12 protein-coding genes and 2 tRNA genes are annotated in these 13503 nt (G+C 37.3%); 11 read left to right on the top strand and 3 right to left on the bottom strand.

Annotation, left to right across the window (positions count from 1 at the left end; genetic code table 11):
* Positions 1-90 precede the first annotated feature (90 nt).
* The 7 genes from A33S_RS0104870 to A33S_RS0104840 all read left to right on the top strand — a co-directional run bounded on the left by A33S_RS0104870 (position 91) and on the right by A33S_RS0104840 (position 9747).
* Positions 91-1575 carry a UDP-N-acetylmuramoyl-L-alanyl-D-glutamate--L-lysine ligase gene (locus A33S_RS0104870; protein WP_009383564.1) on the top strand — a complete coding sequence of 495 codons (1485 nt, stop codon included), beginning with the start codon at positions 91-93 and terminating at the stop codon, positions 1573-1575.
* Positions 1565-1804 carry a YueH family protein gene (locus tag A33S_RS0104865; protein WP_009383566.1) on the top strand — a complete coding sequence of 80 codons (240 nt, stop codon included), beginning with the start codon at positions 1565-1567 and terminating at the stop codon, positions 1802-1804. Before A33S_RS0104870 ends, A33S_RS0104865 begins: the two co-directional genes overlap by 11 nt.
* A gap of 45 nt (positions 1805-1849) precedes the next feature.
* Complete coding sequence (locus A33S_RS0104860; RefSeq protein ID WP_009383568.1) at positions 1850-3412, top strand: peptide chain release factor 3; 1563 nt, start codon at positions 1850-1852, stop codon at positions 3410-3412.
* Between the two features lie 268 nt (positions 3413-3680).
* Complete coding sequence (locus A33S_RS0104855) at positions 3681-4493, top strand: TerC family protein (protein WP_009383570.1); 813 nt, start codon at positions 3681-3683, stop codon at positions 4491-4493.
* Positions 4494-5094: 601 nt separating this feature from the next.
* Complete coding sequence (locus A33S_RS0104850) at positions 5095-6675, top strand: S1C family serine protease (protein ID WP_009383571.1); 1581 nt, start codon at positions 5095-5097, stop codon at positions 6673-6675.
* A gap of 45 nt (positions 6676-6720) precedes the next feature.
* Positions 6721-8049, top strand: a complete 1329-nt coding sequence (locus tag A33S_RS0104845; protein ID WP_193765456.1) for a TrkH family potassium uptake protein — start codon at positions 6721-6723, stop codon at positions 8047-8049.
* A 219-nt stretch (positions 8050-8268) separates the two neighbouring features.
* Positions 8269-9747: a bifunctional metallophosphatase/5'-nucleotidase gene (locus tag A33S_RS0104840; protein ID WP_017176617.1), complete on the top strand. Its 1479-nt coding sequence runs from the start codon at positions 8269-8271 to the stop codon at positions 9745-9747.
* Between the two features lie 364 nt (positions 9748-10111).
* Here A33S_RS0104840 and A33S_RS0104835 read toward each other — a convergent pair whose 3' ends face one another.
* Positions 10112-10717, bottom strand: a complete 606-nt coding sequence (locus tag A33S_RS0104835) for a CPBP family glutamic-type intramembrane protease (protein ID WP_009383574.1) — start codon at positions 10715-10717, stop codon at positions 10112-10114.
* A gap of 4 nt (positions 10718-10721) precedes the next feature.
* Entirely contained in the window at positions 10722-10907 is a 186-nt protein-coding gene (locus A33S_RS0104830) for a YkvS family protein (protein ID WP_009383575.1), read from the bottom strand.
* Between the two features lie 191 nt (positions 10908-11098).
* On the opposite strand from A33S_RS0104830, the gene A33S_RS0104825 reads away from it, so the two are divergent.
* Positions 11099-12085 (top strand): lipoate--protein ligase, encoded by a 987-nt coding sequence (locus A33S_RS0104825; protein ID WP_009383576.1) that lies wholly within the window; start codon positions 11099-11101, stop codon positions 12083-12085.
* Positions 12086-12155: 70 nt separating this feature from the next.
* Here A33S_RS0104825 and A33S_RS0104820 read toward each other — a convergent pair whose 3' ends face one another.
* Positions 12156-12374: an IDEAL domain-containing protein gene (locus tag A33S_RS0104820; protein WP_009383577.1), complete on the bottom strand. Its 219-nt coding sequence runs from the start codon at positions 12372-12374 to the stop codon at positions 12156-12158.
* 218 nt (positions 12375-12592) lie between these two features.
* On the opposite strand from A33S_RS0104820, the gene A33S_RS0104815 reads away from it, so the two are divergent.
* From A33S_RS0104815 to A33S_RS0104805, 3 genes are all read left to right on the top strand, one after another.
* Positions 12593-13147 carry a competence protein ComK gene (locus A33S_RS0104815; protein WP_009383578.1) on the top strand — a complete coding sequence of 185 codons (555 nt, stop codon included), beginning with the start codon at positions 12593-12595 and terminating at the stop codon, positions 13145-13147.
* 147 nt (positions 13148-13294) lie between these two features.
* Positions 13295-13369, top strand: a tRNA-Asn gene (locus tag A33S_RS0104810).
* A 1-nt stretch (position 13370) separates the two neighbouring features.
* Positions 13371-13459, top strand: a tRNA-Ser gene (locus A33S_RS0104805).
* Positions 13460-13503: the final 44 nt, after the last annotated feature.

The raw sequence follows: 13503 nt of genomic DNA, 5'->3' as shown, positions 1-13503 counted from the left end.
TTGTTAAATTATTGAAGTCTCAATAGTCTTTTTTTAAAATTATAAGTAATCATGTATAATAGTTATATTGTATATAAAGGAGCGATTGAGATGAAAGCCGATACGTTATTTGAAACGATTAAAATCAAGCAAGTTGAAGGTCATTTAGATAGAGACATTACAGATATTACGACTGATTCAAGAACTGCTGAAGCGGGCAGTATTTTTGTTGCTTCTAAAGGTTATACAGTAGACAGTCACAAATTTTGCCAAGATGTGGTAGATAAAGGTTGCGAAGTTATCGTCGTAAATCGTAAACAAGAATTAAATGGAGACGTGACGCAAGTTATTGTACCGAACACGTTAAATGTAGCAAGTCATCTCATACATAAATTATACGACTACCCAAGTCATAAACTCACAACAATTGGTGTAACAGGTACAAATGGAAAAACATCAATTGCTACAATGATTCATCATATCTATAGAAAGCTTGGTCATGGCAGTGCATATTTAGGAACAAACGGCTTTCAAATTAATGAAACAAAGACGAAAGGTGAGAATACAACGCCTGAAACCGTCGTTCTAACGAAGAAGATGCAAGAAGCAGTTGATAAAGGTGCAAAAGCAATGACGTTAGAAGTTTCGAGTCACGGATTAAGCTTAGGACGTTTAAGTGGTGTCGAATTTGATGTTGCGATATTTTCAAACTTAACGCAAGATCATCTTGATTTCCATGGCACGATGGCGAACTATGGTCACGCGAAATCATTATTATTTAGCCAGCTTGGACAAGACTTATCTAAGGATAAATACGCTATATTAAATAATGATGACCCATTTTCAAAAGAACTCGCAACAGTCACTCCATTCGAGGTGTTAACATACGCGGTTGATAACGAGGCATCATTTAAAGCAACGAACATCAACGAATCACTACAAGGTGTAACGTTTGATTTCGAAACACCATTTGGTACGTACCAAGTTCAATCACCATACGTTGGACGTTTCAATATCTCAAACATTATGGCAGCTATGCTTGGTGTATGGTGTAAAGGTGCGACAATGGAAGAAATCGTTGAGGTCGTATCACAGTTAGAACCTGTTGAAGGGCGACTTGAAGTCCTAGATCCAGAATTACCAATCGACCTTATCATCGACTACGCCCACACAGCTGACGGTATGAAGAAACTCATTGAAGCTGTTAAACCATTTGTTAAAGGTAAGATGATCTTCTTAATCGGTATGGCAGGCGAGCGCGACATGACGAAGACGCCTGAAATGGGACGCGTCGCTTGTGAAGCGGATTACGTTATTTATACGCCTGATAACCCAGCTAATGACGATCCTAAGAAATTAACGTCAGAACTTGCGAAGGGTGCGACACACGATAATTATGTCGAATTTACAGACCGTGCAGAGGGTATCCGTCACGCAATTGAAGTTTCAGAACCAGGCGATACTGTGGTCCTTGCTTCAAAAGGCCGTGAACCTTATCAAATCATGCCAGGTCATGTTAAAGTGCCACATCGTGACGACTTAATCGGCTTAGAAGCTGCTTATCAGAAATATGGAGGTGGCCCTGTTGAAGATTAGACAAAGTACAAGCGAGAACTATTCAGCGCGCGTGTTCATTTATGAAAATAAAAAAGAAGGATTCTTTGTTGTATCCATTCCTGACTTATACTGGTCACTTCAAATCAATGAAGACTTATACGGTGAAGCATTAACCGAACACTTAGTGATGCATCTTTTCAATGTGGTGGATGAAGAAGAAGCTGAAGTCTTAGCATTACGAATTACGCATTGGTTACAAGAAGTATAAGTGGTATATTTATAGGATGTAGAACGAATAGATAGGAGCAATTTAATGAACTTAAAGGAAGAAGTACAATCTCGTAAAACATTTGCGATTATTTCCCACCCCGATGCCGGTAAGACGACGCTTACTGAGAAGTTACTCTTTTTCAGTGGTGCCATCCGAGAAGCAGGTACTGTAAAGGGTAAAAAAACTGGGAAATTCGCGACAAGTGATTGGATGAAAGTTGAACAAGAACGTGGTATCTCTGTAACGAGTTCCGTGATGCAATTTGATTATGACGACTATAAAATCAATATCTTAGATACACCAGGACACGAAGACTTCTCTGAAGATACGTACCGTACGCTTATGGCTGTCGATAGTGCCGTGATGGTTATCGACTGTGCGAAAGGTATCGAGCCTCAAACGTTAAAACTATTCAAAGTTTGTAAGATGCGAGGCATTCCAATCTTCACGTTTATCAACAAATTGGACCGTGTCGGTAAGGAACCGTTCGAATTACTTGATGAAATTGAAGAAACATTAAATATCGATACGTATCCAATGAACTGGCCAATCGGTATGGGTCAAAACTTCTTTGGTATCATTGACCGTAATGAAAAGACCATTGAGCCATTCCGCGATGAAGACAATATTCTACATTTAAATGAGGATTATGAATTAGAAGAAGATCATGACATTAAAGACGACACGGCTTTTGCTCAAGCGATAGAAGAACTGATGCTTGTATCTGAAGCGGGTGAAGACTTTGATGAAGAAGCGCTTCTAAAAGGTGAGCTCACGCCAGTATTCTTTGGTTCTGCGCTCGCAAACTTTGGTGTTCAAAACTTCTTAAATGCGTATGTCGATCACGCACCAATGCCGCACCCTAGACAAACGAAAGAAGAAGTTGAAGTGAGTCCTTTCGATACAGACTTCTCAGGCTTTATCTTTAAAATTCAAGCTAACATGGACCCGAAACACCGCGATAGAATCGCATTTATGCGTGTTGTCAGTGGTGCCTTTGAACGCGGTATGAACGTGACGTTACAACGTACGAAGAAGAAGCAAAAGATAACACGCTCTACATCATTTATGGCTGATGATAAAGAAACGGTTAACCAAGCCGTATCAGGCGATATCATCGGATTATACGATACAGGTAACTATCAAATCGGCGATACGTTAGTGGGATCTAATCAGAAATTTGAATTCTTAGATTTACCTCAGTTTACGCCAGAGCTTTTCATGAAGGTGTCGGCGAAGAACGTTATGAAGCAAAAGCACTTCCATAAAGGTATTGAACAGCTCGTTCAAGAAGGTGCGATTCAGTATTATAAAACACTACACACGAACCAAGTTATTCTAGGTGCAGTGGGGCAATTACAATTTGAAGTCTTCGAACATCGTATGAACAACGAATATAACGTTGATGTTGTGATGGAACCGGTTGGTAAGAAGATTGCGCGTTGGATTGAGAACGAGGAAGATGTAACGGATAAGATGAGTTCAAGTCGTTCAATTCTCGTTAAAGACCGCTATGATAACTTAGTCTTCTTATTTGAAAATGATTTTGCGACAAGATGGTTTGAAGAAAAATTCCCAGACATCAAATTATATAGTCTTCTGTAACGATCAAAATTATGTTGTGAAATCGAAATTTTTTGTTTAAATCTCGATATATGGGTATAATATAATCAACATAATTGAATACCTATGACGCGAACGTCAAGGGGGAGTAACTTGTATAGTGTACATAACCATACACTATAACGCTTTATCGTCATTACGAAGTCAAACTTCCGGTAAAGCGGACATATATTCATGTTAAGTGAGACCTTTGCTATGATTTAGCATGGGTCTCTTTAATTATGTCATCTACTTTTAAGGAGTTGGAATTATGGATCCGAGTTTACTGTTATCCTATGGTTGGGTAATACTCGTGTTAGTATTTTTAGAAGGTTTACTTGCAGCTGATAACGCTGTAGTTATGGCTGTAATGGTTAAACATTTACCGCCAACACAACGTAAGAAAGCACTGTTCTATGGTTTGATTGGTGCATTTATATTTAGATTCTTATCACTATTCGCAATCAGTATCTTAGTTAAATTCTGGTGGATTCAAGCACTTGGTGCTGCGTATCTTATCTTTATGTCTATTAAGAATCTCTATGATTTCTTTAAAGCTAAAGACCATGGTCACGACGAGCAACAAGTTGACGATGATGAATCAGAACATTACGACGCAGATGGTAACGAGAAGAAAGTCAGCAACAAAGAGTTCTGGCTTACAGTACTTAAAGTCGAATTTGCCGACATCGCATTCGCAATCGACTCTATCTTAGCTGCAATGGCTATCGCTAAAACATTACCAGAACTTGGTTTCAAACTAGGTGGTATGGACGCTGGTCAATTTGGTGTTATGTTCGTTGCAGGTATGATTGGTGTTATCTTAATGCGTTTCGCTGCATCATGGTTTGTTAATATCCTCAAGAAATATCCAGGACTTGAAGGTGCTGCCTTCGCAATCGTAGGTTGGGTCGGAATTAAGCTTGTATTACTTGTTCTCGCACACGAGCAAGTTGGCATTATTCCACACGAATTCCCACACTCTACATTATGGCAAATCATCTTCTGGGCAGTTATGCTTGGACTTGTTGCAATTGGTTGGTTCACATCAGTTGCTAAAAACAAGAAGAAATCCAATTCTTAAAGCGCTTAAAGAGGCAATGTTTAGCATTGTCTCTTTTTTTCTTTGTCAAAAGCCCTATCGTGATAGTTTCTTTAAAAGCCATTTATAATCTTCATTGAAAAGTATATGATTTACCTGAGTTCAGAAGTTCTTTTTATATGCAGTAGGTTTAGTTACATTTTAATTTCCTAAACAGCATGCTTTCCTGGGGCGTGGCTGGAGCCTGTAGTCTCTAAAGCCCAACTCAAACTTTCAGTTTGTTAGTTGGACTTACAAAGTAGCAATGCTACTTTGTACCACGCTTAAGCCCCGGCTTCCTTAGCTTGTTAATTTGCTAGCGCAAATTTCTTTGCCGGGGCCCCGCCCTCTGAGTCAGCTGTTTAAAAAAATTAAGTTATTTTAATACGATGAATTTTCTAAAGGGCTTTTCAAGAAGGGGATACTTAAATAAAAGTGCCTCTAAACAGGGCAAAAAATCATTCATAGATATCATTATAATCTTATAAAAGGGTACGCTAAAAAGAGGTGCCAATTTGTTGTGAACGATTTGTATATTAACAAGAAATTTTTATAATGATATGGCATAATAGACGTAAGGATTAATTGAATAGGAGGGTACGTGATGGATAAAAAGGATAAACAAACAATTCCTAAATCTCGATACCGCAGAAAACGTCGAGAGTTCTTTCATAATGAAGAACGTGAAGCGCGTATTAAAGAAGAGCAAGAACAACATCAAATTCAAAAACAAAAAGAACAAGCTCAAATACGAAATAATGAAGAGCGTGTGAAGGATAACTTACAAAAAGCACGCGTTGAAAAGCTTACACATGATGAACATAAAGATGGTAAACGAAAGCATAAACGTATTCACCATCGAAACGGGTTACGTAATCAAACAGCGAATTCATCTATCGTTGAAGAATATAATCGAGAGAAAGAACAACAAGTAGAAGAGACAAAAGCGCATAACAACCATCAACAAGGTTTAGACAATGAAGCACATGAAACTAAAGATCATCCAACATCTTATGATACAGATAAAAAACATCATCAAGATTTCATTGATAAAGTTTTAGACTTTATTAAGAAGCATTGGGGTAAATTATTAGTCATTGCCGCAGCATTATTAGTATTATTATTGATTTTCTCAATCTTTCAAAGCGTCAAAGATAAAGAAACGAAGCCGGATGTACAAACGTCCTTAAAAGATAACAAAAATCAAATCAGTACCAATAAACATGTCACAAAATCAATGGAAGTTGCGAATAAAGCCATTCACTCAGTCGTTACTGTAGAACAACTTGGTCAAGATAACGGAGCACCTACAGTAAGTCCTAACAATGAAATTGGTTCTGGAGTCGTCTACAAAGAAGTAGACGGCTTTTTTTATGTGCTGACAAATTCGCATGTAGTTGGTAAAGCGAAGGATGTTCAAGTACGCTATGGTAATGAGCAAGTTAAAGGTCGCGTTCTTGGGGTTGATGCGAATCAAGATTTAGCGGTTGTACGTATCGAACAAACGGATGCGTTAACGGTTATCGATGCGGATACGAAGAACCATCCTGTACTCGCTGAACCAATTCTTGTAATCGGAAATCCATTAGGTCAGGACTTCAATCGTTCTGTTTCAGAAGGTATCATTTCAGGGCTTAATCGTGACGTACCTCTTGATGTTGATAAAGATCAAACGTATGATGTCTTATTAAACGCCTTTCAAGTGGACGCGGCAGTAAACCCAGGTAACTCTGGTGGGGCAGTTGTCGACCAATCTGGTAAGCTTATCGGTATTTCCACCGTAAAGGTCACGATGCCAAATGTTGAAGGGATGTCATTCGCGATACCAATCGAGCACGCGTTAGAAGTTGCTAAGCACCTTGAGGAGGGTGAAGACGTAAAATATCCGAATACGGGTATACAATTACAGAACGTCGTAGAACTCGCACCTTCTGAAAAGGAAAAATTAAAACTGTCTAAAAATATGACACACGGCGTCATCATACGTGATGTCAAAGCAGGCGAACCCGGTGACGAAGCGGGCTTAAAAGTCAACGATGTTATTGTTAAGGTCGATGATCAACGCGTTCAAAATAGTTTGAAATATAAACAATTATTATTTGCACACAAAAATAAGAAAAAATCTGTTAAAGTATTAGTAATAAGGGAAGGTAATGAAAAAAATATTAACCTTAAATTTAAATAGGTTGAGGTGACACGCTTGCCAGTAATTAAACAATTCTTTCGAAAAATGACGCCTCAGCAAGGTATTGTATTATTCTATATATTCGCTATTATTATCGCATTTCTCATGCTGAATTTACCTTTCGTCCATAAACCTGGCGTCAAGGTAGATCCTATCGATACATTGTTTGTTGCGGTATCAGGTATTAGTGTGACCGGGCTCACCCCAGTTACGATATTAGATACATATTCAACTTTCGGCCATTTCATTATACTAATCATCTTAAACATTGGTGGTATCGGTGTTATGGCTATCGGTACGATTCTATGGGTGTTACTTGGTAAACATATCGGTATCAGAGAGCGACAACTAATCATGCTTGATAATAATCGAAATATCATGAGTGGTACAGTCAAGCTGATTATTGAAATTGTAAGAGCGATATTAATTATCGAGGCAGTAGGTGCGAGCTTATTAACATTTTATTTCTATATGGATAAGCCAGATCTTAAAGAAGCGATTATACAAGGCATCTTCGTATCTATCTCAGCGACAACAAACGGTGGTTTAGATATCACAGGAAATTCACTTGTACCATATTCGAATGATTACTTCGTTCAAACTATCGTGATGTTCTTAATCATACTCGGGTCTATTGGTTTCCCAGTACTTATGGAGATTAAAGCTTATATCAAGAACAAAGTGCCTAATTTTAGGTTCTCTCTTTTCGCAAAAGTCACGACGATAACGTATCTGATTCTGTTTGTATTAGGAACGCTCGTCATCTTGATCGTCGAACATAATCATGCCTTTAGTGGTATGTCATGGCATAAGTCATTATTCTATGCTTTATTCCAATCTACGACATCGCGTAGTGCTGGTTTACAAACGATTGATCAAAACCATTTCTCAGAAGCAACGAATATGTTTATGAGTGGTCTTATGTTTATCGGTTCTTCACCTAACTCAGTAGGTGGGGGTATTCGAACAACTACGTTCGCGATACTGATTTTATTCTTAATTAACTATCGTACGAATACAGATAACTTATCGATTAAAGTGTTTAATCGTGAAATTTACGGCACGGACGTATTACGTTCATTCGCAGTGGTAACTGTAGCGATTATCTTAACGTTCACAAGCGTATTTTTAATTATGGCAATGGAAGGTCAAGAACATGACTTAATCAAAGTATTCTTTGAAGTGATGTCGGCCTTCGGTACATGTGGTTTATCGATGGGTATCACACCTGATTTAGAGAACGGTTCTAAAGCCATTCTGATGATACTAATGCTTATCGGTCGTGTAGGCTTAATCGCATTTATTATTATGTTGAGTGGTCATAGAGAAGCAGATAAATTCCATTATCCGAAAGAACGCATTCAAATTGGTTAAGCTATTTGATGACGTTGAAGCGTCTCTTAAAGTTGATTTTAACTTTAAGAGCGCTTTTTTTTATGAGGTGAACGAGGATAAATTTTCGAAAGTCCTCGCTTGAATTAACATCTTGCCATCAACTGATCGTGCTTGGATAGGGCTTTTCAAAAAGTAAGATAGGTCTCGTGTACTTGAATCATGTGCCCATGTTAAAATGTTATGAAAGGGGGATTTGACGTGAATTTAAATGAGTATGTTAAAGTGAACGTTTTAGCGACATCGGATATACATAGTCACGTACTGAATGGGGAATTTGGTTCAAATATCTATAGAGCTGGCACTTACGTGAAAGAAGTGAGACACCACAATCGCAATGTGTTATTACTCGATAGCGGGGGTAGTTTAGCTGGTACGTTAACTGCATTCTACTATGCCATTGTGAAGCCTTATAAGAGACACCCGATGATTAAGTTGATGAACGCGCTTGAGTACGATGCAAGTGGCATTAGTGCTAAGGAATTTAAATTCGGGCTTACATATTTAAATCGTTCTGTTGCGTTATCACGCTTTCCTTGGTTGTCTGCGAATATTGAATATCGCGTAACGAAAGAACCATACTTCTCGACACCTTATACGATTAAAAATTTTGACGGCATTAAGGTCGCTATAGTTGGCTTAACGTCTGATGGTTTAATGGAGAAAGAATATGCCGAAATGGTGGAAGACGTTAAGATTGAGAAGACGATGTTTATCGCGAAGCAATGGTTACGCTATATTCATGAGAAAGAAGAACCGGATTACATGATTGTCTTGTATCACGGTGGCCTATATAAGATGCGTCGACACGACACGGAGCGCGAACGTAAGATTAACGAAGCTGAGAAGCTCATGCATCAAATAGGTGTTATCGACTTGATTATCACCGGCAATCAACACGAAACAACGATTGGTGAAGACCAAGGCACTGTTTATGTACAAGCGGGTCAGAATGCCGAACATCTTATTCACGTCGAAATCCTATTTAAGAAACGTACGAATTCAATTGAACTCGTTGAAGTAAAGCCGAAAATTGTCGATTTAAATGCGTATGAAGAGGACGAAACGTTGTTGGACCTAACGTACTTTGATCGTAAAGCGGTTCGCCACTGGTCTCAGGAATATGTCACGATGAATCATATTAACTTTAGTGTAGATGACTTTGATGCCCTGTTTAAATCGTCGCATGCATTCATTCAGCTGCTTCATAAGAGTATGCGTCGTCAATTCGACCGTAATATTACATGCGTTCACGTCGCAAACTCAAACGTGAAGGGCCTGTCAGGTAAGCTTACGAATGAGGATATTTATAATTCGTATCCACATCCTGATAAGCCGCTTGATATTACGATTAGCGGTCAGAGCATTCTAACAATGCTTGAGTATGCTGTGTCGCATATTGAAGAGAACGAGGCAGGCAAGGTTGTGCTGAATCATATGGATACGACGCTATTTCCGTTCTTCGAAGGCGTAACGTATGATGTCGACCTCGATAAACCGATGTTTAACCGCGTGACGCTGAAGAATATTAATCTGGATCATCACTACCGTATCAGTATGACGGATTATTGTTATCGTAATTACGCGCATTTATTCCAGGACCATGTGATTCATGAGCATGGCAAGAAGTCAATGCCTGAGTTAATTAAGGAAACGCTTAAGTCAGAATGCTTTATATAAGTTGAGTAGCGTCCCCCTTTTTGAAAAGCCCTATAAGATATTAACCAATTTCATTAAATAGCTTGCTTTCCTGTTTAGTCCAACTCAAACTTCAGTTTGTTAGTTGGACTTACAAAGTAGCAATGCTACTTTGTTTAATAAATGTCTAGGAGTCAGCTGTTTAGGAATTGTATTATCTATAATAATTACCTCACTGAATGAACTTTGTACCTTAATTAAAGCTTTAGATATAAAACGAAGCCCTTGCGTATGTATCATTTTAACGCAAGGACTTTTCATGAATAGAAGACATATTTGAATGCTTTAAGATTTGTTTATTTGAAATGGCTTTTCAAAAAAGAGAAAGTTTCGTGTGAATGACATACTATAATCCATGGATCATCAGGATAAGTATTACGGACACAACTTGAGCGATAACTGTTGTGATAATGCGACGTGTGTAATGATAGCTAAACGCTAACAGTAGTTGTGACACGAAGATAAATAGCACAAGCCACCATTTATCTAAATAGATGAATAATGAACTTGAAGCTATGGCTACAATGACCATAATGATCCATTTGTTTGGAATAATCTTGATAAGCTCCTTTTGAAGTACTGTGCGCATGTATAATTCATGACATGGAATCGCAAATAATAGCGTAATTAAAAGTTGCCATTTATAAATGACGCCAGTAGAAGCTAACGTTTTGATAAGTGAATTATAACTCAAATATTTCGTGATAAATGATAGTATAACTTGTAATAGAATTAACGCTATACTTGCTAGAAACCCGACGCCAATTGAAGGTAGTAGGCGTTTCGAGTTAATATCACGTTGATAGAAAATGTAACTAATACCAACGATTAACATGATGCCGGTATACAAGAACCAATATACTTTGTGTTCACCGTGCATCAACATTAATATAATATGAAAAATGATAAAACTTACGATAAACCAAATCAATGGTTTTGTGATGTGCTTCATGTAATTATCCTTCTTGTTCTACAATTTTATAACGCTTATGATTAATTACAGTTTTCTCTGGTAGCTCTAAATCATTGAAATTATCCATAATTGTTAAGTCTACTATAACTGAGTTATCATTGATCTTTTCAACACGACCTCTTAAACCATCATAAAATTCTACAATATTTCCAACTTCTGCAATCGTCATTTTGCGTCCTCCTAAAATTTATAACTAATCTATATTGTACTAAAAAAGTTCTGGTAAATAAACTATAATCCGTCTTTTTTACACCTTAAAATCAGATTTTTAAAGATTTGTCAAATGTGAATGTTTAAAATTGGCTTTTTTAAGGGATTTGAGTCATAAATAGAAGTAAGACTTATAAAGGAGTGGTCAAGATGAAATTCATCGATAACGAAAATATAACAGATCCAACGCTAAATTTAGCTATGGAAGAATACGTGCTTAAACATTTACCAAGTGACCATGACTATTTCTTGTTCTACATTAACCGACCATCAATTATAATTGGTAAGAACCAAAATACGATTGAAGAGGTTAATCAAGCATATATTAAAGAACATGGTATTGATGTTGTGCGTCGTATTTCAGGTGGCGGCGCTGTGTATCACGATTTCGGTAATCTAAATTTTAGTTTTATTACAGATGATGATGGTAACAGCTTCCATAACTTTAAGAAGTTTACAGAGCCTATTGTAACGGCATTGAATGAGCTTGGTGTAGAAGCGGAACTTACAGGTCGCAATGATATTCAAGTTGGCGATCAGAAGATATCTGGTAATGCGATGGTAAAGGTAAAGAAACGTATGTTTAGTCACGGGACTTTAATGTTAAACAGTAATCTTGATGAAGTTTCAAGAGCGTTAACTGTAAACCCAGCGAAGATTAAATCTAAGGGGATTAAGTCTGTTCGAAAACGTGTCGCGAATATTGTAGATTTTCTAGAAGAACCAATTACAATCGATGACTTCAAAGCAATCATTATCAAGACGATTTTCGGCGAGCGTGAAGTTGAGACGTATCAGCTTACGAAAGAAGATTGGGCTCAAATTGAAGCTTTAAGTAATGAAAAGTATCGTAATTGGGATTGGAATTATGGTAAGAATCCGAAATACAATTTCGAGCGTGCACATAAGTTTGAGAAGGGCTTTTTACAAGTGAAACTTGATGTACAGAAAGGTAAAATTAAACATGCGAAGATATTTGGTGACTTCTTTGGTGAACAAGATGTCAATGATCTTGAGGAAGCATTAATTGAAGTGCCACATTCATATCAAGATATTAAACAAGCATGGCAGTCTTATGATTTATACCATTACTTTGGGGATATCGATCGCGACGAGATTATTGAATTGATATCATAATAAATTAAGGTCTATTCACTTGTAAGTCGTCAGTGAATAGACCTTTTATAATTTGGAAATCGAGCATGAGTTATCCAATTTGAGTAGCCTCCAATTGCTTGTATTCATTTGTATAACGATTGAAATCTTGCTCGTTCTTTTCGACTAAAGCGTCATCGATAAGCTGACGTAATTGCTTCTTACGTACTTCCTTTAAAGATGCTTCGATGATAAGTTCAACCCCTAAATCGTTTATCGTTGTGACAAAGGTTTCTAGCGTATTATATTTAACATTGGTTTCGTGATTCATTAGCAAAAGCTCCTTTCTTTATTTATTGATATTATACAAGCGCTATATTCTAAAATCAATGAATATTCTGACATTTCGAATATTTAAGTTGTAATATAACACTAAAAGTTTCGCTTGACTTTATTTAATTTGATTATAAAATTAAATTAGAATATAAAAGGGTGTATGTGGCTGTACCTTTTTATATTCGAGTCTTTTCGAAAGGAGGGCGAATACCCATGGGCTATATTATTCGGCGTGGGGATATGGTTGTACGGCCAGTGTTTATCGGGCATATACCAAGTCATCAAACAGAAGTGATGCGCTACTCTAAGCACCATGAAATCGTTGATTCGAGAGTGAGACGTATTATTGAACGATCGTGCAAATTTTATGGTGACACATATCTAGGTCGTAAAATGCAGACGAAACGGCTCACTGAAATTTCGAACAAAACCCCAATCTTATTAACGCCATTATTTCCTACTTATTTCTTTCCTACACATTCAGACCGCTCATTTGAAAACACATGGATTAATATCCATTATCTCGAAGACATTAAGCCATTAAAAGGGGCTAAATGCAAAGTTTACTTCTCAAATTTAGAATCAATCAATGTTAATATTTCGTATCATAGCATGAGACATCAGTACATGAACTGTATCTATTACTACTATTTAATGGATAAACATGCGAGATTATTGAAGAACGATCCTGATAACTCGATTGATTACTCCAAATCACAACTCAATTTATTTGAAGCGTTGACGCATTATTCCATCTTACAATCTTAATAATATGAAGATTTAATTCAAGTTGTAAAGTTAACGGGAATTTTATCATGGAAGTGTAAATTTTCCGTTAATTTTTTTAAGAAAATCCTTGAAATATGCCATACTATTGTTATAATAATACTTGTGCTCGAAAAAATTAATAATTATTCCACAGTAGCTCAGTGGTAGAGCTATCGGCTGTTAACCGATCGGTCGTAGGTTCGAGTCCTACCTGTGGAGCCATGGAAACGTACTCAAGTTGGCTGAAGAGGCGCCCCTGCTAAGGGTGTAGGTCGCGAGAGCGGCGCGAGGGTTCGAATCCCTCCGTTTCCGTACTTCCTGATGAATCTTAATATCTTTAAAGATATTAAGATTTC

This window comes from Staphylococcus massiliensis CCUG 55927, assembly GCF_000298075.1.
Taxonomy (GTDB): domain Bacteria; phylum Bacillota; class Bacilli; order Staphylococcales; family Staphylococcaceae; genus Staphylococcus; species Staphylococcus massiliensis.
The sequence above is the reverse complement of the archived record's forward strand: the minus strand, read 5'-3'. Positions and strand labels throughout refer to the sequence as shown.

Coding starts and splice junctions, on each gene's coding strand:
- A33S_RS0104830 (WP_009383575.1), bottom strand. CDS start 10,907: ATGACGATTGCAGAAGTTGGAAATATTGTAGAATTTTATGATGGTTTA.
- A33S_RS0104815 (WP_009383578.1), top strand. CDS start 12,593: ATGGGCTATATTATTCGGCGTGGGGATATGGTTGTACGGCCAGTGTTT.
- A33S_RS0104835 (WP_009383574.1), bottom strand. CDS start 10,717: ATGAAGCACATCACAAAACCATTGATTTGGTTTATCGTAAGTTTTATC.
- A33S_RS0104820 (WP_009383577.1), bottom strand. CDS start 12,374: ATGAATCACGAAACCAATGTTAAATATAATACGCTAGAAACCTTTGTC.
- A33S_RS0104860 (WP_009383568.1), top strand. CDS start 1,850: ATGAACTTAAAGGAAGAAGTACAATCTCGTAAAACATTTGCGATTATT.
- A33S_RS0104855 (WP_009383570.1), top strand. CDS start 3,681: ATGGATCCGAGTTTACTGTTATCCTATGGTTGGGTAATACTCGTGTTA.
- A33S_RS0104825 (WP_009383576.1), top strand. CDS start 11,099: ATGAAATTCATCGATAACGAAAATATAACAGATCCAACGCTAAATTTA.
- A33S_RS0104850 (WP_009383571.1), top strand. CDS start 5,095: ATGGATAAAAAGGATAAACAAACAATTCCTAAATCTCGATACCGCAGA.
- A33S_RS0104845 (WP_193765456.1), top strand. CDS start 6,721: ATGACGCCTCAGCAAGGTATTGTATTATTCTATATATTCGCTATTATT.
- A33S_RS0104870 (WP_009383564.1), top strand. CDS start 91: ATGAAAGCCGATACGTTATTTGAAACGATTAAAATCAAGCAAGTTGAA.